The sequence below is a fragment of the Paenibacillus rigui genome (genome assembly GCF_002234615.1).
GTDB classification, from domain to species: Bacteria; Bacillota; Bacilli; order Paenibacillales; family NBRC-103111; genus Paenibacillus_S; species Paenibacillus_S rigui.
Map to the genome: position 1 here is coordinate 28,735 of NZ_NMQW01000005.1, position 26,108 is coordinate 54,842.

A 26,108-nucleotide genomic window follows, 5' to 3' on the forward strand; every position below is an offset into this window, starting at 1 on the left:
TCTCGTCCTGCATATTACCCCTTGACCGCGCCGATCATCATACCGGAAATAAAGTAGCGCTGCAGCCAAGGATACACCACCAGAATCGGAATCGTAGCAAACATAATGCTCGCTGCCTTCAAGCTCTCCGGAATCGGAGCCAAGGAGTTGACGCCCTCGGTCGCCGTCGCGTCGCTCATCTGGTTGCTGATGACCAGCTGATACAGCTTCAACTGAATCGGATACAAGTCCTGGTCCGTGATATAGAACAACGCATCCATAAACCCGTTCCACCGTCCCACCGCATAAAACAAGCTTAAGGTAGCAAGCACAGGCAGCGAGAGAGGAAGCACAATCCGAAACAGCGTTCCGAAGTGGGAGCTGCCGTCAATACGGGCCGATTCTTCAAGCTCCTCGGGAATGGAGGAGAAGAACGTTTTGAGGATAATCAGGTAGAACGCATTGATCATCCCGGGTAAAATCAACGCCCAGATGGAATTGGTCAGCTTTAGCGTCTTCACCAGCAAATACTCGGGAATCAGGCCCCCGCTGAAAAACATCGTAAATACAATCATCAGCAGGAAAACATCCCGCCCCTTCAGCCGAGTCTTCGTCAGCGGATAAGCGGCGCATATGGTCATCACCATACAGATCACAGTAAACAGCACGACAAGCACAATCGTGAAAAACAGGGAGCCGACCATCTTGGCGTCGCGAAGCACGGTTTCATAAGCGATCGTGCTCCATTCCACAGGAAACACCGTAACTTTGTTGGATAATATAGCCGCGTTGGAGCTTAGCGAAACAGAGGCCAAATGAAGAATGGGCACCAGTGCCAGGAAGGATGCCACGATGATGACAACAATAATCGACGCGTCCATGATTTTGTCAGCTGTACTTACTTTCATGCTGCATGCCTCCTTTACCAGATGCCCTGATCGGTCACTTTTTTGGAAATATAGTTGGAAGTCAGCAGAAAGATCAGGCCGACTACCGCCTGGAACAACCCGATTGCGGTCGCAATCGTGAAACGAGCCGATTGAATCCCCACTTTGTACACGAACGTACTGATGACGTCAGAAACGTCCGTAACCAGCGGATTCCCCAGCACATACGGCCGTTCAAAGCCGATGCTCGCCATATGGCCGATATTAATGATGAGTAAAATGATGATCGTGGACTTGATGCCAGGCAAGGTAATGTTCCAAATTTTGCGCAGCCTTCCCGCCCCGTCTACTTCCGCCGCTTCGTACAGCTCCTTGTTGATGCCCGTCAAGGCGGCCAAATAAATGATTGTTCCCCAGCCTGCGCTTTGCCAGACGCCTGAGCCGACATAAGTGACCACCCAATAGAAAGGATCCGTTAAAAATGGAATCGCTTTCATATTTAGTGAACGCAGCACAATATTGACCAGCCCGGTATTCGTGGACAGCAGCTGATAAACAATGCCCCCGATAATGACCCAGGAAATAAAATGAGGCAGGTAAAGAATGGTCTGTGCGCCTTTCTTGAACCATTTGATTCGAACTTCGTTCAGCAGCACGGCCAACACGATCGGCGCCGGGAAAGAAATGACCAGATCAAGCAAATTCAGCAGCATCGTATTGCGCAGTACCTTGTAGAAATCGTTCATCTTGAAAATTTCGCGGAATGCATCCAGACCTGCCCAAGGGCTATTCCAGATGCCCTGGAACATATTGAATTCCTTGAATGCAATGGTGACGCCGTACATCGGAACATACTTGAATACAATGAAATACAGCATTGGGACAAACAGCAGTGCATACAGCTGCCAATCCTGATTGGCAAACAGCTTGAGGCTTCGCCTCTTGGCTACAGGGCGGGACAATGACTCCGTAACGGTTTTGCTGCCGATCTCGGACATAAGACTCCTCCATTTCACAGAAGCTGTGGAACGAACTGCTTTTCCATAGCTATACAGTAAGTTACCGCGGCTGAACCGGTCAATTTACAAGAATCGCCGCTTATCGTTTTGTAGGAAGCCTTATGAATAAGATTCAGCTTAACGTTTTGTCATCCCACTTTACAATTGCGAAGAAGCCTCCGGAGGATCGGACCTGCGAAAAGACAAGCTTCCGGCTTCGGCCAATCGCTTCAGAGGCAACCGGCAGCTGTGCCGAATAGAAGCGAAGCAACAGCAGCGCATCTAACAGCCAATGCAGCCGTCGGCTATCGGTCTGAAGCCGCCTCCATCCGTCTTCGATAATCTCCCGGAGGACAGCCGAACATGTTCTTGAACGCCCGATGGAACGAAATGACATGAACATAGCCGACCCGCTCCGCAATAACCTGTGCCGGAAGATCGGTTTCGAGCAGCAGTTCCTTCGCCTTCTCCAGCCTGACCTTCAGCATGAAGTCAATAAACTTTTCGCCGAACTGTTCCTTAAATAGCTTGCTTAAATATCTTGAATTCATATCAAAATGTTCGCTTATTTTGTTCAGAGACAACTCCGGATCGGCGTAATACATCTCCAAATATTGCTTCACGCGAAGCATCAGTACTTGATGGCTTCCGCTCTCCCGCGCCGCTTGCAGATGGGGCTCTAACGAAACGAGCAGAGAGCAAAGCCGGTCATGCCAATCATCCAACGATTCCGCTGCCTCGGCCAGACCGCCCAGCTGGTGCGCGTACTCTTCCTTCCAAAGACTGGGGATGGGTTCCCTGCTCTCCTGCAGTTCCTTGTGAAATTGATACTGCAGGCAGTCCATCAAATGCTGCAGATCGGCTTGGGAGCAGCCGCCCGTTTGGAGCCCCTGCAGCAGCCGATGCAGATGGGCCTGCCATTGTCCGTCCTGCAATCGAAACGATTTGGCCAGCATCGTTAGCGAGGGCACATACGGAAAGATTCCCCCCTCTTCCTTCGGGCGTACCTCCCCTTTGCCGATAAAGCAGTTCAGACCGAACACCGGCTTGCTGCCGAGATGCCGCTTCGCTTCCTTGTACGATTGAGCGACTCCGTCGTACGCCTCCGTATCCGGACCGATCCCGACCGAAACCGTAAATTCCAGGTTCGCCGCTACCCAGGCCTGCAGCCTTCTCATGGCCCCTTGCACCTTATCCCCTTCATCCCCGTCAAGCTCATTCATGAAAAAGACAACGGCCATCCGCTGAGGCTCCAGCCATTCCTGCCATAAGACAATGCCCTCACTCTGCGCGATTTCCTGAAGGACATTGCCGACCACAAACTTCAATAAATATTGATCTCTCGGGTTATAGCGGCTCGTGAACCGGTTGTAGCGGTCAAACTCCATAACTGCGGTCGCCAGCCTCCGGTCATGCACCGGTACCTGCAGCTTTAACATTTCCTGCTTCCACTGCAGCTCGCTGAGCTCCGTCCTTCCTTCCAGCCATTCGGTTAAACGCTGCTTTTTTCGCAAAACCAGATCGTCCTTGTACCTCTGCTCGTATTCGCTTGACCTTTCCAGCAAATCATCAATGGCGGCTTCAATATATTTCAGCTCATTGGATCGAAAGGCAGAGCGCCCCTGGCGGACCAGCTCGCCGCTGCGCCGTTTCGTATACGCATCAATGCGCCCGGCGATGGCTTGAATCGGCTTGTAGTTGCGGTGGGTTACATATGTAAACCATAAAATGCCCGCTGCAACGGTCAGTAGGCCCACCAGAATCCAGGAATCGTGGAACAACGACAGCATCGACATTTGCTTGTTATGACGCATATCGGCAGCGTAGGACCATCCCGTATAATCGGAGATCGTCCTATGATTATCCTTCATCACGCCAACGCTTGCCGCTGCAGAACCCGCACGCCTGGAGGCTGCGTAATTTCGGTCGAACGGCTCCTGGTCCGTCGAATACAGCTGGATCAGCCCGGCGTCATAGCGGGTTAAATCCTTAATGAAGCTGACCAACGCGGAGACCCGTATATTGACCACGACGGCCCCCTGCTTCTCCCCGGAGAACGGGTAATATTTGAACAGCGTGATGACCCGTTCCTCCCCTTCTTCGTGGGCAAACTCCTTGAACCCCCGCGGATCGGTCCAAACCTGGGCCGTCCCCGCCCCTGCCTCATAGGCATGACGCAGAAAACCGCTGTCTCCGAATTGCTCCAGGGTAGAAAGGCCGCTCCGCGACAGTACCTTTCCTGATTTCTCGTTATATATATAAATAGAATTGGCAAAAGGAAGAATCGAAGAAAAATCATCCAGCTTCCGGGCAATGGTGAAGTAATCGGAAACGGTTTGGGTATCCCCATCCAAAAAGAAAGCGCTTAACTTTTCATTCGTGTACATTTCCTTCACCACCATACGCTCCGCTGCGCGCAGGTTCGTATCCACCGATTGCATCACCTTCATTGCAATGGCCTGGTTCGTCAGCTCAATCTGATTTTGGGCAGAATTATTCAAGATCGTGGAGAATGTAAAGATCAATACGGAGATGACCACGAAAAAAATCGGTGCGTACGAAAGCAAAATGCGATAGTACCAGCTCATCTTCATCCTAAACCAGGCCCCCTGCGTTAAGGCAAATTTCTTCTGATACCTATTTTATTACAGAAAAAGCGCATATGTTGTTGAATTATGGCGGAAAGCCGGTTACGCGATAAAAAGAGTGCTTCCTACCTAGGGATAACCGGCTTCGCCATCTTTCAAGGGGCATGCATTTGGCAAGGCGGATGAAGGATGAGATGTCTTCCTGAATGATTCGTATAGAAAAAGAGACTCCCTGTAAAGAGGAGCCTCCACCTTGCCAATCAATCAGTGAGCAGATGTATTTTCAGATTTGGAAATGTTTCCGAAATGTCGGCGATTTCATTGGCAAACAGACTTTGGTCGAAACCGGAATGGAATATTTCTTTGTCGGGAAAAAACGTAAGGCTTGTTCCTGTTTCATTTGTAAGTCCGACAGTAAGAAGTGGAGTTTGAGGGATACCGTGCTTGTATTCCTGACGGAACACCTTACCTTCTCTTCGTACTTCTACCGTAAGCCTTTGTGACAATGTGTTAACGATTGGAATCGTGATTCCCTTTTGGCTGTTCGGTGCATTGAATGAGGCAGAAAAACGACTTATTTCGGTGAGAACGGCTTGAACACGCGGCTTTTCCGAGTTCGAAAAAGACTGAACAGGAATCCCTCGACCGTTATCGGCAACAGTCACGCTGCCGTCGCTATGAAAAACCACGCTAACATCGGAACAATAGCCCGCCTGATGTTCAAGGATTGTATTCTCCAATACTGATCGAAGCAAAAGGTGTGGATCGTATTCCTCTGGCGAGGTGCCCAAATAATCACCTGCGTTATTTCTAGCTTCCGATAACTCCATGTAGTCACTTGTATCAAGCAACTCTGATACTGCAGCTAATAAAAGCAAAAATGGGAGTGCTCGATGTCCAGGAAATGAGTAGTTACCGCCGCGTTCTTCTTGCGTTAGGAGGTCAGCCCCTAGCAAGGCTTTAATATGGTGATACAATTGTCCTGTGGTACCCATATTTAAGCGATCTACGAGTTCGGTACCCGTCAAGGGTTGTTGTAAGACGGCTCTTATGATATCGATACGTTGTTTATGACCAAGTGCAGATAAAATTTTCGCAACTTTATCACTATCGAGATCTAACAGTTGTTTGACATCCCGTTCGTGTGGCTCCCATCTATAACGCGACTTCTCGCCAAGGTATTGACCTGAAAAAAATATACCACCCAATTCTCCCTGTCCAGTGTTAATGTCTGCAAGAAGTTTGCCCGATTGGTCGCAATCTTCTTTGATTCGTGTTTCTTTGCTTGAAGAGTTTTTCACGATCTCTTTAACAATCTCTTGAAGTTCAGCCAACTGTGTCTTGAGTCCATCCAGTTCTACACCATAGTCACGAGTCAAAAGAATCACCTCATATTATTCATTCGGTTATTACGTAATTACGTAAATAAATAATAACATCATGCAATCAACTTGTAAATGATATCGAAGCCATTGTTTTACAAAAAAGCTTTGCCATTGAGCTAACTGGGAACTGAGGGAGTTCAATAAATAGGCTTCGTATCTTAAACATAAATAGCCCATTGCCATTTAAAATTGGAAATAAGAAGTTTCCAAATTACGGTGATGGGCCCATTTATATTTTTATAAGCGCTACATTACATTAGACTGCCGCTGTCTTCATTAAATGAACGTACCCGTTTAACAAATCAGCGTCTCTTTACGATCGACTGGCCATAAGTGCATCAATGCTTATGAGCAAGAATGTTGATAAGCTTGCCAAACGGGTCGCGGACATAGAATCGACGAACGCCCCAAGGCTCATCAACAAGCCCATATTCTACTGGAAATCCAGCTCCCTTCATGCCTTCTAATGCAGCATCGACATCATCGACTTCAATCGATAGATCAGGCGTAGGGGTTTCTGAGCCACCCTGTGAGGCGAAACTAATTTGAATGCTCATCTCCTCGTTTGAACCATAAGTTCTAATCCAACCATGATCCATCATTAAATCAAGGCCGAGCACATCCTGGTAAAAGCATTTAGCTGCCGTGATCTCCTTCGTATTTATATTGGCGACGATTCGTTTGACCTTCATTTCAAACCTCCCAGACTTAAGCAGATTTTCCTTCAATATAGAAATACATTCGACATATAACAGTTAATTCTTCTTTGATATTAATAAATCCCCCGTTTACTCAAACTCTGAAACCGTGTCATATTAACGAATCCAGTCTAAAACTGGTCGTGTTCGTCGGGCAACTCGAAAGATTTATCCAGGATTTTAAGGGTGGGACGCGTCGACCCTCGTCTAAGCAGTTATCAGGTTTTTGTGCTTCTATGGTCTGATTGCAGAAGCGAGCGGTTGTTAGAAAAATTAATTACATTCCCGCAAATCGATACTTGCTGCAATCATAAATTGTGCAGCGTAATATGTAATCATAACCCCAAAGTCGGCTAATGGGATGGGATAACAAAACATGTTCCAAGCAAGCAGCGAATCGGATAAGAAGAACAGAATAGCTCCTGTGATGGCAACCGGGCTTCTGCTGATGACCGCACTCCAGATCATCAAGGAGATCACGATCACATAAACCAAGATGAGGGGCCACATGCCACCGGCATGTTTAGCAATCATTCCTTCATGTAAACCACGCAATAGGAAAAAGGAATATATCGCGATTGGAATCAGACCAGCCAGATGAGCCGGGGAATACCGCCAACGGCTGATAAATGCCGAAATGTAAATGAGATGAGCGATCAGGAAAGAGAGCACCCCGAAAATGAACCATTGGGTCCCATGCACCAATAAAAAGGAATCCCCGACAGCCGAAAAGAACAGCCCTGCAATCACCCGATTCCGGTAGGTTCGGACCTCCCTTGTGGCCGTTGATGCCAGTAACATAATGAGTACGATGGTTCCGGGCTTTAAGATCCAGCGCAAAAGCATGTTTCCATCCGCTAACGCGAATAGAAACCCTACGCCTGAAATGAGAATAGCTGCAATTAGAAATTTTTTAAACATGATAACCCCTCTTGGCTATTTAATTGTAGAACATTTACCAGTATAAAGCCTTCAGTTTAAAATGCGTTTAAATAGATTTAATAAAATCAAGATGGCTCTAGCTGTCCGCAGTCTCTCCGGCGGCACGTGCCGGGTTTGTCTGATCTTCCGGCATTTGATTGGAGATGAACATTCATGGAAATAAAATTACAAGTCCCTAGTAAAAGTGATTTCTTTGAGTTGTATAAAACAACAGGATGGGAAGCTCGGATTCAGTTAGGAGAAGATAAGTGAATACAAGCTATTGAAAATCGTTGGTTTACTGTACCTGCTTACAAAGCTGAAAAGCTTATCGGGTATGGGCGAATTGTATCAGATGGGATTCTCCAAGCCTTTATCTGTGATTTAATTGTTTTACCTAGTTTTCGGGAGAAACAGGAATGTGGTGGAAAGACAGAGGGAATATCAAGATTTATCCAATCACCTTTGAATGACTAATGGATTCGTGCTGTCGAGTCAGATGACGAAGGTTGAGCAGACCAATACCTCTTTGTTTATGCTTCTCAAACTCCTCGGACATCCTGAAAATACCGCTCCGTAGAACACCTAAAAAAGGCAGCAAAAAAGTGACCTTGGGCAAACAAAAAATGGCCAGCGGCATCCACAATGTACTGTCTGAATAAACGTTCAGGAAGCTGACGTATTCACAGTAATTGATACACCTAATGACTCTAATTTCTTAATGGAATGCTTGATGATTACGTCCCGTTTTCGTTCCTCGTAGTAGGTTGGACCCAGCTCAATGAAGAACCCCTGATACCGAAATCGTATCAGGGGTGCCGGTTGGACAGCTACAATTCCTATGGTTTTCACCTCACGCAGAAGCCTTAATCCAGGACAAGGAGAATAAGGCCATCCGCTCACCGATCCGTCTGTTCCGTCTGTTCCGTCGGCTCCGTTGACACCTTCGGCTCCAGCGCCTTCAGCCCCGCCTCCAGAACGGCAACAATCCGGTCCACATCATAGATGCTTCCGGCCCATGTCCCTCCGCTTGCCGCCTGCAGCGCAGCCCATAACCGCGTATCCTGCGGCAGCAGCGGGTCAGGAGCCAGTCCGGGGTGAGGCGGTCTCGACGCGAGTACCCGCGCCCCTTCCTCCGGTGACAGCAGCTCCCCTTCACGGCCGATGAAATGGATGCTGCCTTCCAGCTCATTCCGGTCCACGACAATGTCGATGATATCTCCGTCCCTCAGCTTCCCGATAGGTCCGCCTGCCAAGGCCTCGGGACCTGCATGTCCGATGCAGGCCCCTGTAGAAACACCGGAAAAACGGGCATCCGTCAGCAGAGACACGAACTTGCCGAAGGGCAGGTGCTTCAAGGCCGAGGTCAGCTGGTACGTCTCTTCCATCCCTGTCCCCGAAGGTCCCCGTCCGATCAGGACCAGAACATCTCCCGCAGCAATCCCCCCCTGCTTAATAGCAGCGATGGCTGCCTTCTCGGACGTGAACACCTTGGCCTGTCCCCGGTGACGGTAGACGCCATCTTCCCCTACGACCGACGGATCGATCGAGGTGGACTTGATGACCGAGCCCTCCGGGGCCACATTGCCCATAGGAAACGTCACCGTAGAGGTCAAGCCTCTCTGCCTGGCCCGTTCGGGCGACAGGATTACATCATCCGCATCGATTCCATCCAGCTCAAGCAGCAGACGTTTCATCCTGCGCCGGCGCTCACTCGACTCCCACCAATTCAGCACCGCATCCACCGTTTCACCTGAAGCGGTCACTGCGTCCAGATGCAGCACGCCGAGGCGGCGCAGGTGAAGCATCACTTCCGGAACGCCGCCTGCCAGAAACACCCTCACGGTCGGGTGGTATTCCGGCCCATTCGGCAGGACGCTGACAAGACGAGGCACCGACTTGTTGATGCGGATCCAATCCTGCACCGTCGGGATCCGCAGTCCTGCCGCATGAGCCACGGCCGGGATATGGAGCAGCAGGTTGGTCGAGCCCCCGAAGGCCGCATGAACGGCCATCGCATTATGAATCGCCTTATCCGTCAAAATATGCTTCATGCGCAAGCCCTGCGCCTCCATAGCCATCATCGCCCGCGCCGACTGCCTTGCCATCTCTTCCCATACCGGCTGGCCGGACGGAGCAAGCGCGGCGTGGGGAACCGTCATGCCAAGCGCTTCGGCTACGACCTGGGAGGTTGCCGCCGTCCCGAGGAACTGGCAGCCGCCGCCGGGCGTGGCGCAGGCGCGGCAGCCCAAATCGGCTGCCGCCTCCAGCGAGAGCTCGCCATTGGCATAGCGGGCGCCGATCGTCTGGATCTTGCCCGCATCCTCCCCTTCCGTCGGAGGAAGCGTCACGCCGCCGGGGACAATAACGCTCGGCAGGTCGGGAAGACCTGCCAGAGCCATCATCATCGCCGGCAACCCTTTGTCGCAGGTAGCGATGCCGAGCACGCCTCGGCGAGTCGGCAAGGAGCGGGCAAGACGTCGAAGCACGATCGCTGCGTCATTGCGGTAGGGCAGCGAATCGAACATGCCCTCCGTACCCTGTGAGCGGCCGTCGCAAGGATCGCTGACGTACCCGGCGAACGGAACGCCGCCGCTGTCCGTCACTTCCCGGGCCGCCGCCTGCATCAGCAGGCCTACCTCCCAATGGCCCGTATGATAGCCGAGCGCAACAGGACTTCCGTCTTCCTTGCGAATTCCCCCCTGCGTGCTGAGCAGCAGGTACTGCTTCCCTTTCAGCTTGCCGGGCTTCCAGCCCATGCCGACATTTTGCGTCAACCCGAACAGCTCGCCGCTCGGCGCATGCAGCAGCTGCTCCGGCGTTAAAGGCAGCGACCCGCCGGGCCCTGGCGCATGGGTACGAATGTCATACAACGCTTCCGAGCCTTGGCCCATCAGCTCTTGGAGCTGCTCTGTCATGTTCCGTCTCTCCTCTGCAATGAACTAGGCTTTGACAAACACAGTCTTGATCGATGTAAAAAACTCAATCGCCGCTTGCCCCTGCTCGCGGGAGTGGGAGCTCGACTGCTTCATCCCGCCGAACGGGGCCTGCAGCTCGACGCCGGCCGTTTCCGAGTTAATGCGGACGAGGCCCGCATCCATATCTTGAATGAACGATAAGATGTTACCGATGCTTTGGGTGAAAATCGAGGCGCTTAAGCCAAAATCCGAATCATTGGCGAGCTCAATGCCCTGTTCCATTGAATCTACTGCGATCAAGGCAAGCACAGGCCCGAATATTTCTTCACGGGCTATGGCCATGTCCGGCGTGACTTTATCGAATACGGTCGGCTGCACGTAGAACCCTTCGGCAAGCGACGGATCCTCCGGACGTCCGCCGCCGAACAGCAGCTCCGCTCCTTCGTCCTTTCCTTTCTGAATGTAAGACAATACCGTTTCGAGCTGGCTTGCATTCGCGCAGGGCCCCAGCCATGTCCCGGCTTCCAATCCGTGCCCCACCTTCAACGACTGCAATTTGGCAAGCAGCTTTTGTTTGAATACATCGTATACCGCACGTTCAATGATCACACGGCTGGTTGCCGTACATTTCTGGCCGGTGGAACGAATCCCTCCGCTGATCGTCGCGTCCACCGCCAAATCAAGGTCGGCATCCGCTGCGACCAGAATCGGATTTTTGCCGCCCATCTCCAGCTGGTACTTGGCTCCGCGCGCCAGGGCCGCTTGACCGACCCGCTTGCCGACCGCATTCGAGCCGGTGAAGGTGATGCCATTGACATCCGGGTGCTCGGCCAGACCTTGCCCAATCACGGAGCCGCTACCGGTAACAAGATTCAGCACGCCTGCAGGCAGCCCCGCTTCCGCAAAGCATTCAATAATCTTGGCGGCGGTGACTGCCGTTTCCTGGGCAGGCTTCAGCACGACCGCATTGCCATAGATTAAGGCCGGTGCCATTTTCCAGATCGGAATCGCAACCGGAAAATTCCACGGCGAGATGACGCCGACTACGCCTAGCGGTGTGCGGGTCGTGAACATAAGCGCTTCCGCGTCCGTCGATGGAATGACATCCCCGACCCGGCGCATGCCTTCACCGGCGTAATAGCGTAAAATCGCGATGCCGCGGGCCGTTTCGCCTTTGGCCTCCGGCAGTGTTTTACCCATCTCGCGGGTCATCGTTTCCGCCACTTCATCCAAACGGCGCTCCAGAGCGTTCGCCACCCGGTACAAATAATCTCCGCGGGCTGCTCCAGACAGCTTGCGCCAGCCTTTTTGCGCCGCCTTGGCGGCAGCAACTGCGCGATTCAAATCCTCCGCCGAGGAGGCCTGCACATAACCGACAACCTCCGTGCGCTGCGCCGGATTCAGGCTGGGAACAGTCTCTCCCGTAACGGAAGCCGCCCATTCCCCTTGAATATAGTTTAAATAGGTTTGTCCCCCGGTAAATACAGATGATGACATCGTCATAGTTAAGCTTCCTCCTGTTCAAATATGGATGGGTCTAGCTTGCACTAACAACCGGATTCAACAGTGTCCCGATACCGGAAATATCGATTTCCACCCGGTCACCGGCCGCAAGCGTAAATTCGTTCGGCGGCACAATACAAGTGCCCGTCAGCAAGACGGTTCCCTCAAATAGTTCATTGTCTCGCTTCAAAAATCCGGTGAGCTCCTCCAGCTTGCGCTTGAGCTGTCCGGTACTGGCCGTTCCCTCCACAACCTTCTGTCCCTCGCGGTAAATGCGGCAGGTCATTTGCAGCCGGTACGGGTCTTCCACCGTCTCGGCCAACCGGATGGCGGGGCCGATCGAGCAGGAACGCTTCCATACCTTCGCTTGTGGCAAATAGAGCGGATTCTCGCCCTCGATATCCCGGCAGCTCATATCGTTGCCGATGGTGTAGCCGACGATGCGGCCTCGCCCATCCAGTACAAGTGCAAGCTCCGGCTCAGGTATTTGCCACGAGGAATCGCTGCGCAGCTGTACGGCTCCGCCGGGCCCAACGGTGCGGGCTGCCGTCGATTTGAAGAACAGCTCCGGCCTCTCGGCGTCATACACCTTATCATAAAAGGTAGACGCATCCATCCGGCCACCGGTCGCCTCATAGTTTCGCGCTTCCCGACTGCGCTCGTATGTCACTCCGGCTGCCCATACCTCCGGAGCCTCGATAGGTACGAGCAGCGATAGCTGCTCCAGACTTTCAGGGATCGGCCGGGCCGACGAGATCAGCGATTGTACCAGCGCAAGAGGCGATGCAGCGGAGGCTTCCGCTTCCTTCAGCAGCGAGAGGAAATCTCCCTGCGGCAGGTTAAAAATTTCCCCTTCATCGGTCACGGCAGCGAGCTGAACGGACGATAGCGCTTTCAAATATCGGATAATACGCATAAGATCGATCACTCTCCTTTAAGTATTTGTTTTATATTATAAAACACTGTTTATAATATCGGACATGAGAAAACCTCTATCGAAGCTTTGCAAAGATGAGCGAAAGCGTTAAGCGGTAGGTTTTATCACCAATAAGAATTTTGCTTTCCGATTCATCGGAAACTAGTTTTATGTGGTAAGGAAACGACTCCCCCGTCCCCTGAGGACGGGGAGTGCTTCATTTCAAAGCCTTGGCGCTTTTACCTGCCGGGCCTTGCTTTGGAGCTATCCATGGGCCCGGCGATAGCCCAGAAGCTGCGATATCGCCGCAGCCTCCTTTTTCAGCAAGACTACATATTCCGCGAACTGGGACTCGTCAACCGCTGAAGTCAGTGTGGAGAGGCTCATTGCCGCAATGACCGCCCCCGTATGATCGTATATAGGGGCCGCACCGCAGCGGACACCGGGCTCATTCTCCTCATGGTCATAGGCAGCACCTTCCGCACGGGCTTGCCTCAGCTCACGGACAAAAGCAGCCTCGTCATGGATTGTTGCTGCCGTATGTACCGTGTAATTATAGTTATGAAGCAGCTTCGTCAGCGCTTCTTCCCCCTGGAAGGCCGCCAGCACTTTGCCCACGGCACTGCTGTGCAGCGGAACACGGCGTCCGATCCGGGAATAGCGGATGGCCGCTTTATCCCCCTCTACCTTATCTATGTATACGCCTTCCTTGCCGTCTAATATGACAAGATGGGTGGACTGACCTGTCAGCGCGGACAAAGAGGCCAAATGCTTACGGGCGATCGTGCGTATGTCCATGCCTTGCAGCAGCAGCTGGCCCTTCTCCAGCAGCTTCATCCCGAGCTTGTATTTGCCCGATTCTTCGTTCTGATCGATGTAGCCGTGCAATTGCAGCGTTTTCAATAACGAATGGACGGTGCTTTTGTGCAGCTGCATACGGGTGCTAATTTCGGTAATTTTCAACTCGGTCGTCGATTCATCGAACAGGTCGATGATTTGTAAAGCCCTGTCTAGCGATTGAATGATTGGCATGATGGGACACTCCTGGGAATCGGTTATATCTGTTTTATAATATAAAACCGTGTTCAATATTGTTTTATCTAATGTCATTTTATGTGAATTCCATCGTATTGTCTACGATTTTCAATAAAAAAGATAGAAACCAAGTCACAGACCGGCTCTATCCCCATCTCCTATCTCTGTTGTTTACCGCTTCGCATGACGGGAGGCTTACTCCCGTTTCCCTCATGCCTCTTTCTCAACGGAATCGGCTGATGATGTCCAGCACATATTTGCTTATGACGGCCAGGCCGCCGATAAAATAGCCAATGACAAAAATCCACCCTGTCGGATCTATTGAGATCAAGGACATGAGAAGGTTCATCGGCAGCACATAGTACAGCATATCCTTCAAATATACAAGGGCCACATTCGGGTGCAGCGAGCCCCGCCAGAACGATTGGGCAAAAGCAATGAGAAAGTCCAGCATCATAAAGCCGAACAGCACCCACAATGTATAGATCATCCAGTCTGCAAGCGTAAAAGTCACTTGGGATCACCACCTTGCTATATACTATGAGGAACAGACGAACATGTGATGACAAATTAGTTGGCACCCCGGGTGCTATTGATGTTTGTCTATATCACTTTCTTCTTACCTGAAGCGTATCGAGGGGGTGAGAGGATGCAATCCATTTTTCGCAAACAAAAAACAGACCCTCCTTTGTTCAAGGAAGGTCTAATAGAAGCATTCACGCATACCCTGCTGTCGTCTAAAAATCAATACTGCTTCCCGTAATCAACCCGGTTAAGCGAAGGCTTGCTGCCCCCTATATACTCCTTCAGGTTATGTAAAAAAATATTCATCGCCCGCTCCTCGTACCGGCCGGTCGAGCCTGAATTATGAGGAGTCATGATGACATTATCCATGTCCCAAAGCGGGCTTGTCTCCGGCAAAGGCTCCTGCTCGAACACATCGAGCCCCGCTCCGGCAATGTCACCGTTGCGGAGCGCTTCAATCAGCGCATCCGTATCCGTTGTGCCGCCCCGGCCGATATTGATAAACACCGCCGTCGGTTTCATCAGACTAAACTGCCGTTTGCCGAACAAATGCGCCGTCTCGGCTGTCTTGGGTAAGGTCACGATCACGAAGTCGCTCTCCTGCAGCACCGTATCCAGACCGCTGTTATCGTACATCTCATCTATGAAGGGCGACGGGGCTCCCGATTTCCGCACCCCCAGCACCCTCATGCGGAACGCCTGAGCCAGCCGGGCCGTTTCTTCCCCGATCGCTCCGACCCCGATGATGCCGACCGTCTTCTCGTGCATTTCGCTGTAGGGCGGTATGCCCTCCCACTTATGCTGGAGCTGATAACGGATAGAAAGATGCAGCTTGCGGGTGAATGCCAGCATCATGGCAAAGATCGCTTCGGATATGGAGTAAGCATGAACACCGCTTGCTGTCGTCAGCGTGATCCCCCGCTCTTGAAAAGCTTCCATAGGCATATGATCCACGCCTGCTCCCCAGTTCTGCACCCAGCGCAGCTTGCTTTCCGGGCGAAGACAGGCTTCCACGGCGGATGCGTTCCAATCCATCAAAATTTCCGCATCCTGCAGATGGGATTCCCATACCTCCTTCTCTTTTCCGTGAATCACTTCGCAGTCCGGCGCCAGCAGCCGGATTTGCTTCAGGTGGTCCTCCGACAGTGCATGAAAACAAACGATTTTGGGCATGGTTCTCATCTCCTTTGGCCTCATTATACCATCGCCCGTGCGTTAAAAATACAGAGAACCCTGTACCGCTTCATACAGCAGTATACAGGGTTCCTTCCAATGCTCTTTTCCGGGCCTTCCTTTCCTTGCGGCTCTAAAGCTTCACATGGTTGACGTTCAGCAGTACGCCCACCTTCTCGAACAAGGACGCATTGTGCCCGATCGACATAGCACAGTGATGCGTAGGAGCTTCTGCAAACCAGCGGGTCATATAATCATCAGGTTGCAGAGGGAACTTCACCGGGGTTTGGGTGTTGCCTATCTTCATGATCGGTCCATTGGTTGACTCGCCCTCGCTGCTGATCAGCTTCAGCCTGCCGTCCCCCGTTTGGGTCACGTTCAGAGTGGTCACAGGTCCCGTTCTCACCTTCGCCTCAACCGAGACCCCGGTCCCCTGCTTGCCATGATACAATCCCATACCGCGCAAAATCGGCTTCCCGTCGGAAATCGCGATATGGAACGGTCCGTCGTGACCGAGCAATATTGTCTCATCGATGTAATCTACGACGACGATCTCCGAGAAGCTGCCGCCCGTGCCGAGCAGGTCGCATATTTTCATCGCAACGGCCGTTTTCAGATCACCCTCGCCGGAGCACGGAATGCCGCGTGCGGTCAGCAGGGAATGGCCGACGATAAAGCCGCTCTGCAGCTTCTCATATTCGCCGCCCGGCGCGCCGTGATAATAATAGCTTAAAGCATCCAGATCAAACGCCCGAACGAGCTTCTCCTGTGCAGCCGCCACCTTGCAGGACCATGCCATCTGCTCGTCGGTCGGCTTCTTGGCAATCGGGTCCGAGGGAGAGTCCCCTCTGATCTGGAACATGTCCAGCACCTGCTCCATCTTCGCCTTCACCTCCTGCGGGGTGACCTCCTTCAGCATCCGGTCCAAATCGCACATTTCAAGAACCTCGACATGCAGTCCGGTCTGGGCTTGAATCATCGTAAAGTCGCTGTACATGTCGAGCATGCCGCTGTACGTGTTCCCAAGAAATCCGAACCGGCTGTGCTGCAAATTGCGAGGCACGGCCGCCGCACGGCACCATTCCTCAATCTCCCGCCATGCGCGGATTGCTTCCTTGCGCTGGTGGGTAACCTCATTGGTCATCGAGATCGAAGGCGTATAATCCAACCCCAGCAGCCCGTTAATAACCCGAAACGGAATGCCCGCCCGATTGAACGCATTGGCAAATTCGGGGACTGGACAAGCGCCGCAATGGGCAAGCCACTCACCGGTCGTAGATAAATCGTATTGAATCCGCTCCGTCGGCTGCAGGTTCAAAAAAACGACCGGCGCTTTGCAAATTTGATGCACCGGCAGCACGGTAGAGCTGGTCGAATAAGTAGCGGAGTGACAAAAGACAATATCCACATGCTGTCCATTCAGCCATTCTCCCGCTCGACGGCCCTCGCCTTCCGTATCGACCAAGCCGTAATTATACACCTCTCCCCAAGCCGACATTTGCTTCTCAATAAAATGCCCGTATTCGATAAGACGGTCGCGAAGACCTGGAAACTGCTCCCAATACGCTTTCAAGCCAATGGAATAAAGTCCGATACGGGGCTTCTTGCCCGGTTTAATCGGTTGCAGCCAAGACATGATACAGCACCTCGCTCATTCTCAAAAATAATAGCTTTCTTCCTCCATTGTAATGGCTTACAATATAAATAACATCCAATAATCTTGGTATAAAATCATAGTATCTTGCTAGAGGAGCTGATCCGATTGTCCGCATACCGTGAACGTGCCGCCCATGCGTGGACGGAGGACTCCGTCCGCCTGGTGGCTACGCCCAGCTCTTTTGCCAAATCCGCGTTGTTTTACGTCCAGGAGGCGGGGCATTTCAAGACCCGGGCGCCGTATTTTACCGAGAGGGAGCAGCTGGACTCCTTTCTCATCGTCTATACGGTATCCGGCCGGGGACAGCTGACGTATATGGACAAGACGTATTCTCTGCTGCCGGGCCAACTGTTTTTTATCCATTGCATGCACTACCAATATTACAAAACAGACGAGACGGAGCCATGGGAGCTGCTTTGGGTTCATCTGAACGGGTGCACGACACAAGGGCTTTACGAGCAATTTGCTTCCGAAGCTGCTCCCGTGCTCACCCTGGCTCCCGACACGCCTTTCCCCTCCCTGCTCCGGCAGCTGATCCGGCTGCAGCAGCAGCGCAGCACGCAAACCGAGCTGCGAAGCTCCCGGCTGCTCGTCGACATCTTAACCGAGCTGCTGCTCACCGCGCAGCAAAGCGAATTTCCGTTTGCCGACCGGCCCGGATATATAACCGATATGATGCAGGAGCTGGATCAGCGGTATGCCGAGAAAATAAGCCTGGACCAACTCGCTTCCCGCTTCGCCGTCAGCAAGTATCATCTGGCCAAGGAATTCAAGCGGTATACCGGCTATTCACCGAATGAGTATTTGATCACCAGCCGCATCAATCATGCTAAGGAATGGCTGCAATATTCGGATCTCCCTGTCGCCGATATCGCCGCCAAGGTGGGCATCGACAATGTAAGCCACTTCATCAATTTATTTAAAGACCGCGTCGAGCATACCCCTCTTGCCTATCGCAAAAAATGGCAGCGTCCCAAGTAGGGACACTGCCGGATTTTTCATAAAAACAACAACTCATGCGTGACATGCTGTTCTCATCACAATATTCAATGCAGCTTGAAGCTTAAAGCTTCAGGGGCGCCGGGGCGTATTCATTGACTGCAATTGGTGTCCGGGACCCCCGTAGTCCATTGTATGCTTGCCCTTACTAGAAGAGGACTCTCTGTCCAAAAAAATGATTCTCCGCCCCCTGGCACCCGCGCAGCTGATACGGGTCATCCTTTCAGAGAGCCCGCCGTAATCCCGGCAACAAAATATTTTTGCAAAAATAGAAATAACAACACCATTGGCAGCGCCGTGACCACGACCCCTGTAAGCAGCATCGGATAGTTCGTGACGAACTCCCCTCGGAACTGCAGCATCGCTAGCGGCAGGGTCAGCTTCGATTTCCCGTTGATCATCAGCATCGGAATAAGCAGGTCATTCCACACCATGACGAACAAAAAGGTTGCTGTCGCCGCAATCGAGGGCGCGGATAAAGGCAGGGCAAACCGGGTAAACAGCGTCCACTCCCCCGCACCGTCCATACTCCCGGCCTCCAAAATTTCTTTGCTGAGCAGCTTCATGAATCCGGCCAGCATAAAAACGGATACCGGCATCAGCATCGCTGCGCTAATCAAAATCAATCCGGGCAATTGATCCGACCATCCCAGCTTGTGCGCCAGCGTATAAATCGGCAGCATATTGACCTGCGAAGGCACAATCAAGCCCCCCAGAAACAGGCCGAACAGTACTTTGCCCAGCTTGCCGCCAAGCCGGAAAATGGCATATGAGATCATGCTGCCCAGCAGCAGCTCCAGCAGCACGGTGCCGAACGTGACCTCGACGCTGTTCAGCAAATACCGCCACATCGGCTGCTCCTTGAACAGAGACGCAAAATTCCCCAACGTGAACGGCTTCGGCCACCCAAGCGGACTGGAAAAGAACGTTTGCGGCTGCTTGAAAGCCGACAAGAACACGAAATATAAGGGTGCCGCGATAATAAGCGCATAGACGAGCAGAACCATTCGTCCCCAGCTTTTCATTAGCATTTGGCTTCAACCTCTTGAATTTTAATACGAGATACGGTCTGCGCGCAGCGCTTTGAACTGCAGTGCCGTTAACACAGACAGTAACACGAGAAACAACACCGAGCCGGCCGAGGCCGTACCGAAGGAATAATTGGCAAACGCCAAATGGTAAATATACGTCGTTAAAATTTCCGTTGCATAATTCGGACCGCCGTCTGTCATCGTGAAAATAAGATCAAACGCTTTAAACGATTGGATCGTCGTATAAGCCAGAACAATCGTTGCGGACGGGGCCAGCAGCGGCCAAGTAATCCGGCGGAACACTTGCCAGCGGCTTCCTCCGTCCATCCTTGCCGCCTCGTACAGCTCGGCAGGAATAGAATGCAGCCCGGCGATGAACACGATCATCATCTGTCCTGCATGAGCCCATACTTGAACCGCAGCAATGGAATACAACGCGAGATGAACATCGCCAAGCCAATTTTGCGCCAAGGACGGAAGTCCCGCCGCCTGCAGCGTGATATTCAACAGCCCGATGGTCGGATCGTAAATAAACGCCCAGATCAGGCCGACGGAGACAGAGGATAAGATCGCAGGGAAAAAGTAAAGCGCCCTTAAGAACACATGGATTCTCGAATTTTTGGCAAGCAGCAGCGCCAAAGACAACGAGAGCAGCGTTTGAAGCATAACGACCGCAAGCATAAATTTCACGTTGTTGAGAAACGCTTTTTGGAAAACAATATTTTGCAGCGTCTTCGCATAATTGCCGGTTCCTATCCAATGATAGGACGGCGAAACGCCGTCCCAATCGGTAAAAGAGTAGAACAATCCGGACAAGGTTGGATAAACGAATAACGTACCGTACAGCAACAAGCCCGGCAGCAGGAACAGCCACAGCATCAAACGGCTGCGCATTTTACTTCTTCACTTGCTGATCGACGATCGCCTGGGCTTCCTTAGCCGCATCCTGTGGCGATTTGCCGCTCAGCACGGCCTGAATGGAATTGGTTACCGCTTTCTGGTTCTCCGCGTTCGTAATCGTGAAGCGAGGCTGGAACAGCGTCTTTTTGTTCGCCCACTCGTTGGCAACCTGCAGCTCTGCACTGGTATATTGCACATCCTTGACGGTAACATTCTGTCCGGTCTCGTTGGCGTACTGCGCAGCGATTTCCTTTTTGCTTAAAAAATCGAGGAATTTCTTCGCTTCCTCCGGATGCTTGGATTTGCTGTTGACGGCCAGCAGGAACGTGCTTGTATGAATCCCTTCATATTTGGCCTTATCCGCCGATACCGTAATTGGAGCCAGCAGCTTTTGTGTCAGGTTCGGGTTTTGCTGTTTATTTTGCGCCAGCTGATAGGAGCCGCTTGCCAGAATGGCCGCTTTTTCCTGAATGAACAATGCACCCGCCGCCGCATCCTTCGTCCCCAGCGCATTCGGCTGCAAATAGCCCTTATCGTTCAGTTCCTTGAACTGGCTGAGCGTTTTGACCCAGAACTCATCGGTCAGCTTCGCTTGCCCCGCTTCCACCTTCGTGAAAATATCCTCGCTTGGCTCATTATTCATAACCATCGTATTCATAAACTGGCCCGGCCCGATATCCGCTCCGGCGAAGGCGATCGGAATGACGCCGTTGCTTTTCAGCTTCTCGCAAAGCGCCAGGAAGCCCTCCCAGTCTTTTGGCGGTGTAAGGCCGTATTTCTCGAACAGCTTCACGTTATAGATCGGATCATTATAGACGAGCTGGTAAGGCACGGCGAGCTGCTTGCCGTCTTTTTTGCCCACCTGGATCAGAGGCTCATTAAAGTTGGACAGCCATTTCTCCTTGGACAAATCCGAGAACAGCCCCGCTTTATTCAGCGCTTCGAATTGTGCGCCGGGGAACGACGTGAATACATCTCCTACCGAGCCGTCCGCCAGCTTGGCCTGTGCTGTCGATTGATACTGCTCTGAAGGCATCGTCTGCATTTCAACCTTAATGTTCGGGTTCTCCTGCTGGAACTTCTCGATAATCCCGTTGAACGACTTCACATCCTCCCCGCGCCAATGCAGAAAGCTGATTGTTACCGGCTTGTCAGAGACTGAAGCTGGAGCGGTCTTGGAGGCCGCGTCGGCCCCTGTCCCCGCACCGCTGTTCGTGCCGCTGCCGCATGCAGATAAGAACGAAACGGATGATAGTGCTCCAAGCAGTAGGATGGAGCCAAGCTTGCGATTGTTAAACACAGTTTATCCCCCCAAATCATATGGTCATGGCTTATAGATTAGCTTGTTTTTGTTTTTGAGCCCATTTGCGATGGAAGAGCGGCAGTGCTTCTTTGCCGAAGTTGTCCGCTTCCTCAAGGTGCGGGTACCCGGATAATATAAAAGTCGATACGCCCAGCTCAGCATATTCGACCAACCGGTCCGCCACCTGCTCAGCCGTCCCTACGATCAGAATCGCGCCGCCGGAGCGGACAATCGATAGTCCTGTCCACAGGTTCGGTCCGACAACGAATTTGTCGTTTTTGGACTGCTCTCTTAGTTCATTTTGCCTGCGCTGATTCGTTGCATCGGTTTTGGCAAACGCTTCCTGCGCTTTCTCAATGGCTTCGGGAGAGACTTTGCTGATCGTATCCCATGCCGCGGCCCAAGCTTCTTCCTCGGTAGCTCTCACCAGAACCTGAGCCCTCAGACCATAGCGAAGCTCGCGATCACTCCCTGTTTCGGCCTTGTATTCCGCGCGTATCGCATCAATCTCCGCAATCTGCTCGCGAATCCATTCATGCGGCTCGCCCCACATGAGGTACGTATCCGCATATTCGACGGCAACCCGTTTGGCAATCGCCGAGCTGCCTCCAAGATAAAAGGGCGGATGCGGCTTTTGAACGGTAATGGGTGAGCTAACCGCGCGTTTAAACTGATAGTATTTGCCTTGGAAAGGCTCCTGTCCGCGCTGATCCGGTTGAAAATTGCCGTCCTCGACGAACTCCGATGCGGCCAATCCTTCCGATTGCGTCCAAGCCTGCTTCATAACCTCCAAATATTCCCTGGCCCGTTCATATCTCTCATCATGCGCATGGGCCAGCGGATCGCCTAGCTCCTCCAAATCTTGAACGGAGCTGCCTGTCACTACATTGATCATGGCGCGGCCTTGGGACAAAACATCCAATGCGGCACCCATGCGGGCCGACAATACAGGTGCTGTCAAGCCCGGTCTAACGGCAACCAGAGGACGAAGTGTTTTGGTGTGGCTCATCACCGCCGAGCCGACAACCCATGCATCCAGACATGCGCCTCCGGTCGGGATCAGCACGAACTCGAATCCGGCGCGTTCCGCCGTTTGGGCTACCTGAATCAAGTAGTCCATCGTCGGCTCCCGTTCTGGTGCCACGCCGACATATCTCCCGTCTCCTGCCGTAGGCAAAAACCATCCAAAGCTTATATCTCGATTAAAATTACTCATTTTCGGGCTCTCCTTTTATGATCCTAGTTAAAGAGATATCGTGATATAGATCCCCGTTCCATGAGCCAAGCAAAGGTCTCCAGCTGTCCGGCAGACGCTATATCACATTGCATTTGAAAAATTCATGAGCGCTCAATAACCTGTCTCCGGTTGAACCGGTAGATTTCCAATAAAACTACTAGGAATAGTTTGCATTAAGATCATAGCAAGGAACCGAACAACAATCAATGTCAATTCGCGGCATTCAACATTTGTCATTTTGTGGTGTTCATTCCCGTAAAGCTCCCTTGTTCTTCGCCTCCATCTCCGTTAAAATGAGAAAAACAAAGAGCCCAGGAACCGAACGGACGGATTGGGCATGGTAAAAAGAGGTGGCGTCATGAGAGCAGCTATGCGTGAGGATCATCATGAATTTCTGGAAATTCATTATTTTACCCCATCGGAATATGAAAAGGCAGGTGCCGCATGGCCGATTCGGATCGGGCATAATAGAGCCAAGCCGAATTATCATATCGGCCCGCGGATATCCCCTTATTATTATCTGCTGCTCGTGCTGGACGGCGAGGGGACATTCATTCAAAACAACCGGACGTATGCTTTGCGTCCCTATGATTTGTTCTGCTTATTTCCCCAAGTGACCCACGAATACTATACGGTTGAGGACCGGCCCTTGCAAAAAATGATTTTGGCCTTCGACGGCAAAGGCAAGCATCCGCTTCAGCTGCTCGAACGGATCGGGCTGTCGCCCGATCAGCCCCATAGGCGGGGAGGTGCTTCCCCCGATGCCATCCGGCTCATGTGGAATTTCATGAATGACATCTGCGAGCCGGGGTCGCGAATGATGGATTTGGCCCGGCTCAGCCTGTTTCATCAGCTTTTTGACCGGTTATCGGCACATGTGCCGCCAGCTGAGCTTCCTGTCCATCGTTCAGTGACCTGGCTGCAAAGGGGGCTCGAATATATGCAGATCCATTATGCGGAAGGCATAACTGTGGAGCGTGTAGCGGAGTATGTCGGCGTCGACCGGACTCATTTCACCAAGCAGTTCGGCAAAGAGGTCGGCATGAGCCCGATTCAATATATGCAGCAGCTTAAAATGAACGAAGCCAAGCTGCTGCTGGAGCAAACGGCTTATACCTTAACGGAAATCGCCCAATCGGTCGGCTATCCCGATTTGTTTTCATTTTCCAAGGCGTTCAAGAAGCAGGTCGGACTCCCGCCGAAAAGCTACCGGGCTCAGGCAGGACAAAGCGGCCCCCAGCACGATTGACGCTATCTTGAGTGAAGCAAAGCGCACAAGCCTGCTCAGACGGCCGGGTTATCGGTACTGGTTTGGATCCTATGGTCGTCCGACACCTCTCGAGCCGTCAATAAATCTAAAACTCCCCGCTATGCAAGGAGTTTTGGATTATTGATTTAATTTGGAGTCATTCACTGAATCATCGTTATTGTTCGTCCGCGCTGGGGCCGTACATCCCTGGAACCGGTATTCCGAGCAGTCGGAGGTAGACCGTCAACTGACCCCGATGATGATAAACGTGATTGAACATCAGCGTGCGCACCATGTCGATCCGTGGCGCTTCCAAGACGGTTTCCCCCTTGCTGACGAGCTTCCAGGTATCTCTTATCCCGTCTTCTCCCCATTCCCGTAGCTTGCTCTCGGCAAGAGACACGCTCCATTCCAGCGCCTCGAGCAGTTCCTGCCGGGTGGCCGGCTCCGGCAGCGGAACGACCGGAACTTCGCTGACCGCCTCGTTCAGCAATAGAGCCAGCCCTCCGGGCACTCCCGCAGCGTGTAGGGCGAGCTGCCCTAAAGACATCGATTTCGGGTGCGGTCTCCAAGAGAATTTGTCTTCCGGGATCCTTCCGAGAAGCGACCGCGTCGATTCGGCTTCCCTTTTCAATTCGGCGCTCCAATCCTCAATAACGTTCATCATAATATCCTCCTTTGGCCAAGGCCGTTCATCATCTCAATCCTATCACGCCATGCACGCGAACGTTTCTTCCGGATTGCGGAATTTTTGTCAGTATCAGATGGTTGGCTCCCACAAAAAAAACAAGGGCTCTACCGCGTTCAGCACGCAGGTCAAGCCCTTGTCTTTTGGTACATTGCGCTTATTCCAAAGCGTATACTTTCAAATTCGCGTATTCCGCCATGAGCGGCGCCATCTGCCGAAAGCCCAGCTTCCCGCCGCCAAGCACCGGCCCGAACGACGTGCCGTCATCCTCCCACTCGAAAATAAGCAGCTCGTTCGTGTAAAAGGACACTTTGCCGCCAAGCTTGTCCACCCGCATCCGGTAAGGCCCAACCGCATCTGCTGCGGGCGGGATCGGGTCTGCGCCTTGCGCGACCATATGGAAGCCATAGCTCTTACGCAGGTTGCACAGGTGGAAGGCTCTTTCCTCCGGGTACCTTCTTCTGAAGTAGGAGATATGCAGCGCATCGATATCCCCGTGGTGATACAAATCGTATTCCCCTGTCCTCGGCGCCAGTGCCGGATCGAACAGATCCTCGCCTTGACGGCCCCGTGCCGAGAAAAACAGAATGCAAAGCCCCGGCTCCCGAATCGGCCAAAAATCCCATTCAATCGACACATCCGCCGGAAACGTCTCCGGGCACCAGAGGACAAAATTGGACTTTTGCCCTTCCTTCGGGTCGGTCGCATTTTCCATCCTGAGCCGTCCTAAAGGAAACGAAAAGGCCGCCTGTCCTTCCATGCGGAAGTCCCTTATATCCTCGGCAGCAGAAAGCCGATTCTCGTAAATCAGCTGTCTTGTCTGTGCTGTTCCGGCTCTACTCATTGCGCTGAACCGTCCCATGAAAAGCCGGTTGCGTTCAAAAAGGCGCGGGCTATCGCCATATGGCCTGTCAAATTCGGGTGTACGCGGTCCCAAGCCAGCGTCGCCGGGTAGATGTGCTCCAGCAGGCCTTCGAACGCCGCTTGGGTATCGACGAACAGCGTATTGTATTTCTCAGCAATTTCCTTAACGACCTGACCGTACTCATCCATCGTCCGGCGCATCGAATCCTGCGGATTCGGCTCGATATAAAACGGAGCCATCAGAATGATACCTTTTACAGAGGGCAAGGTTGACTCTACAAGCGCTTCCAATCCCTGTCTGTATTCCTCGATATACACATGAGACTCCGTAATGGTCGGCTGATCATACTGTCTCCACACATCATTAATGCCGATCAGGATGGATACCCAATCCGGCTCCAGATCAAGTACGTCCGTCTGCCAGCGCTCCTGCAGATTGCGTACGGTATTGCCGGAAATCCCCATATTGACAATACGGAGGTGAAGCTCCGGATACATCGTGTTGATCAGTGCATTGACCGCCGAAACGTAGCCTTTGCCGTGCGCATCGTTGCGGCCTTCTCCATGCGGACGCTTCCGTTCCACATCCGTAATCGAATCGCCGATCATGACCAGCTTTTCGTGATGACCAAATATCATGCCTTACCCCTTCTT

At 52.3% G+C, this 26,108-nt stretch carries 22 protein-coding genes; 2 read left to right on the forward strand and 20 right to left on the reverse strand.

Annotation, left to right across the window (positions count from 1 at the left end; translation table 11 throughout):
- Nucleotides 1-14: 14 nt before the first annotated feature.
- The 13 genes from CF651_RS04685 to CF651_RS04750 form a co-directional block, all read right to left on the reverse strand.
- Nucleotides 15-887 carry a carbohydrate ABC transporter permease gene (locus tag CF651_RS04685; protein WP_094013704.1) on the reverse strand — a complete coding sequence of 291 codons (873 nt, stop codon included), beginning with the start codon at nucleotides 885-887 and terminating at the stop codon, nucleotides 15-17.
- A 14-nt stretch (nucleotides 888-901) separates the two neighbouring features.
- On the reverse strand, nucleotides 902-1,744 hold the full coding sequence (locus CF651_RS04690; protein WP_245855709.1) for an ABC transporter permease: 843 nt from the start codon (nucleotides 1,742-1,744) through the stop codon (nucleotides 902-904).
- A 425-nt stretch (nucleotides 1,745-2,169) separates the two neighbouring features.
- The gene (locus CF651_RS04695; RefSeq protein ID WP_094013706.1) at nucleotides 2,170-4,458 is read right to left on the reverse strand and encodes a helix-turn-helix domain-containing protein; all 2,289 of its coding nucleotides are present in this window, start codon (nucleotides 4,456-4,458) and stop codon (nucleotides 2,170-2,172) included.
- 254 nt (nucleotides 4,459-4,712) lie between these two features.
- Nucleotides 4,713-5,840 (reverse strand): helix-turn-helix domain-containing protein, encoded by a 1,128-nt coding sequence (locus tag CF651_RS04700; protein WP_245855694.1) that lies wholly within the window; start codon nucleotides 5,838-5,840, stop codon nucleotides 4,713-4,715.
- Between the two features lie 335 nt (nucleotides 5,841-6,175).
- Nucleotides 6,176-6,529, reverse strand: coding sequence for a VOC family protein (locus CF651_RS04705; protein WP_094013707.1), 354 nt, complete (start codon nucleotides 6,527-6,529; stop codon nucleotides 6,176-6,178).
- A 279-nt stretch (nucleotides 6,530-6,808) separates the two neighbouring features.
- Nucleotides 6,809-7,456: a lysoplasmalogenase gene (locus CF651_RS04710; protein WP_094013708.1), complete on the reverse strand. Its 648-nt coding sequence runs from the start codon at nucleotides 7,454-7,456 to the stop codon at nucleotides 6,809-6,811.
- 899 nt (nucleotides 7,457-8,355) lie between these two features.
- Nucleotides 8,356-10,374, reverse strand: coding sequence for a YjhG/YagF family D-xylonate dehydratase (locus CF651_RS04720; protein WP_094013710.1), 2,019 nt, complete (start codon nucleotides 10,372-10,374; stop codon nucleotides 8,356-8,358).
- A 24-nt stretch (nucleotides 10,375-10,398) separates the two neighbouring features.
- Nucleotides 10,399-11,877 (reverse strand): alpha-ketoglutaric semialdehyde dehydrogenase GucD, encoded by a 1,479-nt coding sequence (gene gucD / locus CF651_RS04725; RefSeq protein ID WP_245855695.1) that lies wholly within the window; start codon nucleotides 11,875-11,877, stop codon nucleotides 10,399-10,401.
- Nucleotides 11,878-11,911: 34 nt separating this feature from the next.
- A complete protein-coding gene (locus CF651_RS04730; RefSeq protein ID WP_094013711.1) occupies nucleotides 11,912-12,793 on the reverse strand; it encodes a fumarylacetoacetate hydrolase family protein in 882 nt (293 codons plus the stop codon).
- A 264-nt stretch (nucleotides 12,794-13,057) separates the two neighbouring features.
- Nucleotides 13,058-13,825, reverse strand: coding sequence for an IclR family transcriptional regulator (locus CF651_RS04735; protein WP_094013712.1), 768 nt, complete (start codon nucleotides 13,823-13,825; stop codon nucleotides 13,058-13,060).
- A 226-nt stretch (nucleotides 13,826-14,051) separates the two neighbouring features.
- Entirely contained in the window at nucleotides 14,052-14,342 is a 291-nt protein-coding gene (locus CF651_RS04740; protein ID WP_094013713.1) for a hypothetical protein, read from the reverse strand.
- A gap of 230 nt (nucleotides 14,343-14,572) precedes the next feature.
- Nucleotides 14,573-15,526, reverse strand: coding sequence for a D-2-hydroxyacid dehydrogenase (locus CF651_RS04745; protein WP_094013714.1), 954 nt, complete (start codon nucleotides 15,524-15,526; stop codon nucleotides 14,573-14,575).
- A 133-nt stretch (nucleotides 15,527-15,659) separates the two neighbouring features.
- Entirely contained in the window at nucleotides 15,660-17,162 is a 1,503-nt protein-coding gene (locus CF651_RS04750; protein WP_094013715.1) for an L-fucose/L-arabinose isomerase family protein, read from the reverse strand.
- Between the two features lie 126 nt (nucleotides 17,163-17,288).
- On the opposite strand from CF651_RS04750, the gene CF651_RS04755 reads away from it, so the two are divergent.
- Nucleotides 17,289-18,164 (forward strand): AraC family transcriptional regulator, encoded by an 876-nt coding sequence (locus CF651_RS04755; RefSeq protein ID WP_144029017.1) that lies wholly within the window; start codon nucleotides 17,289-17,291, stop codon nucleotides 18,162-18,164.
- A gap of 233 nt (nucleotides 18,165-18,397) precedes the next feature.
- Here the strand turns inward: CF651_RS04755 and CF651_RS04760 are convergent, their stop codons facing one another.
- Genes CF651_RS04760 through CF651_RS04775 form a run of 4 tightly spaced genes read right to left on the reverse strand, consistent with a single transcriptional unit; the run spans nucleotide 18,398 to nucleotide 22,632 of the window.
- Nucleotides 18,398-19,213: a carbohydrate ABC transporter permease gene (locus CF651_RS04760; protein WP_094013717.1), complete on the reverse strand. Its 816-nt coding sequence runs from the start codon at nucleotides 19,211-19,213 to the stop codon at nucleotides 18,398-18,400.
- 21 nt (nucleotides 19,214-19,234) lie between these two features.
- Nucleotides 19,235-20,107 (reverse strand): carbohydrate ABC transporter permease, encoded by an 873-nt coding sequence (locus tag CF651_RS04765; RefSeq protein ID WP_179232685.1) that lies wholly within the window; start codon nucleotides 20,105-20,107, stop codon nucleotides 19,235-19,237.
- 1 nt (nucleotide 20,108) lies between these two features.
- Complete coding sequence (locus CF651_RS04770) at nucleotides 20,109-21,413, reverse strand: ABC transporter substrate-binding protein (RefSeq protein ID WP_094013718.1); 1,305 nt, start codon at nucleotides 21,411-21,413, stop codon at nucleotides 20,109-20,111.
- Between the two features lie 31 nt (nucleotides 21,414-21,444).
- The gene (locus CF651_RS04775; RefSeq protein WP_094013719.1) at nucleotides 21,445-22,632 is read right to left on the reverse strand and encodes an LLM class flavin-dependent oxidoreductase; all 1,188 of its coding nucleotides are present in this window, start codon (nucleotides 22,630-22,632) and stop codon (nucleotides 21,445-21,447) included.
- 379 nt (nucleotides 22,633-23,011) lie between these two features.
- On the opposite strand from CF651_RS04775, the gene CF651_RS04780 reads away from it, so the two are divergent.
- A complete protein-coding gene (locus tag CF651_RS04780) occupies nucleotides 23,012-23,902 on the forward strand; it encodes a helix-turn-helix transcriptional regulator (protein ID WP_094013720.1) in 891 nt (296 codons plus the stop codon).
- 175 nt (nucleotides 23,903-24,077) lie between these two features.
- Here the strand turns inward: CF651_RS04780 and CF651_RS04785 are convergent, their stop codons facing one another.
- From CF651_RS04785 to CF651_RS04795, 3 genes are all read right to left on the reverse strand, one after another.
- Nucleotides 24,078-24,569 (reverse strand): DinB family protein, encoded by a 492-nt coding sequence (locus tag CF651_RS04785; protein ID WP_245855696.1) that lies wholly within the window; start codon nucleotides 24,567-24,569, stop codon nucleotides 24,078-24,080.
- 178 nt (nucleotides 24,570-24,747) lie between these two features.
- Nucleotides 24,748-25,434, reverse strand: coding sequence for a DUF1961 family protein (locus CF651_RS04790; protein WP_094013722.1), 687 nt, complete (start codon nucleotides 25,432-25,434; stop codon nucleotides 24,748-24,750).
- Nucleotides 25,431-26,093, reverse strand: coding sequence for an SGNH/GDSL hydrolase family protein (locus CF651_RS04795; RefSeq protein WP_094013723.1), 663 nt, complete (start codon nucleotides 26,091-26,093; stop codon nucleotides 25,431-25,433). Before CF651_RS04795 ends, CF651_RS04790 begins: the two co-directional genes overlap by 4 nt.
- Nucleotides 26,094-26,108 lie beyond the last annotated feature (15 nt).

Excerpts from the sequence above, each read along its gene's own strand:
- CF651_RS04685 (WP_094013704.1), bottom strand. The coding sequence starts at position 887 with ATGAAAGTAAGTACAGCTGACAAAATCATGGACGCGTCGATTATTGTT.
- CF651_RS04690 (WP_245855709.1), bottom strand. The coding sequence starts at position 1,744 with ATGCTGTATTTCATTGTATTCAAGTATGTTCCGATGTACGGCGTCACC.
- CF651_RS04695 (WP_094013706.1), bottom strand. The coding sequence starts at position 4,458 with ATGAAGATGAGCTGGTACTATCGCATTTTGCTTTCGTACGCACCGATT.
- CF651_RS04705 (WP_094013707.1), bottom strand. The coding sequence starts at position 6,529 with ATGAAGGTCAAACGAATCGTCGCCAATATAAATACGAAGGAGATCACG.
- CF651_RS04710 (WP_094013708.1), bottom strand. The coding sequence starts at position 7,456 with ATGTTTAAAAAATTTCTAATTGCAGCTATTCTCATTTCAGGCGTAGGG.
- CF651_RS04720 (WP_094013710.1), bottom strand. The coding sequence starts at position 10,374 with ATGACAGAGCAGCTCCAAGAGCTGATGGGCCAAGGCTCGGAAGCGTTG.
- gucD (WP_245855695.1), bottom strand. The coding sequence starts at position 11,877 with ATGACGATGTCATCATCTGTATTTACCGGGGGACAAACCTATTTAAAC.
- CF651_RS04730 (WP_094013711.1), bottom strand. The coding sequence starts at position 12,793 with ATGCGTATTATCCGATATTTGAAAGCGCTATCGTCCGTTCAGCTCGCT.
- CF651_RS04735 (WP_094013712.1), bottom strand. The coding sequence starts at position 13,825 with ATGCCAATCATTCAATCGCTAGACAGGGCTTTACAAATCATCGACCTG.
- CF651_RS04745 (WP_094013714.1), bottom strand. The coding sequence starts at position 15,526 with ATGCCCAAAATCGTTTGTTTTCATGCACTGTCGGAGGACCACCTGAAG.
- CF651_RS04750 (WP_094013715.1), bottom strand. The coding sequence starts at position 17,162 with ATGTCTTGGCTGCAACCGATTAAACCGGGCAAGAAGCCCCGTATCGGA.
- CF651_RS04760 (WP_094013717.1), bottom strand. The coding sequence starts at position 19,213 with ATGCTAATGAAAAGCTGGGGACGAATGGTTCTGCTCGTCTATGCGCTT.
- CF651_RS04765 (WP_179232685.1), bottom strand. The coding sequence starts at position 20,107 with ATGCGCAGCCGTTTGATGCTGTGGCTGTTCCTGCTGCCGGGCTTGTTG.
- CF651_RS04775 (WP_094013719.1), bottom strand. The coding sequence starts at position 22,632 with ATGAGTAATTTTAATCGAGATATAAGCTTTGGATGGTTTTTGCCTACG.
- CF651_RS04780 (WP_094013720.1), top strand. The coding sequence starts at position 23,012 with ATGAGAGCAGCTATGCGTGAGGATCATCATGAATTTCTGGAAATTCAT.
- CF651_RS04785 (WP_245855696.1), bottom strand. The coding sequence starts at position 24,569 with ATGATGAACGTTATTGAGGATTGGAGCGCCGAATTGAAAAGGGAAGCC.
- CF651_RS04790 (WP_094013722.1), bottom strand. The coding sequence starts at position 25,434 with ATGAGTAGAGCCGGAACAGCACAGACAAGACAGCTGATTTACGAGAAT.
- CF651_RS04795 (WP_094013723.1), bottom strand. The coding sequence starts at position 26,093 with ATGATATTTGGTCATCACGAAAAGCTGGTCATGATCGGCGATTCGATT.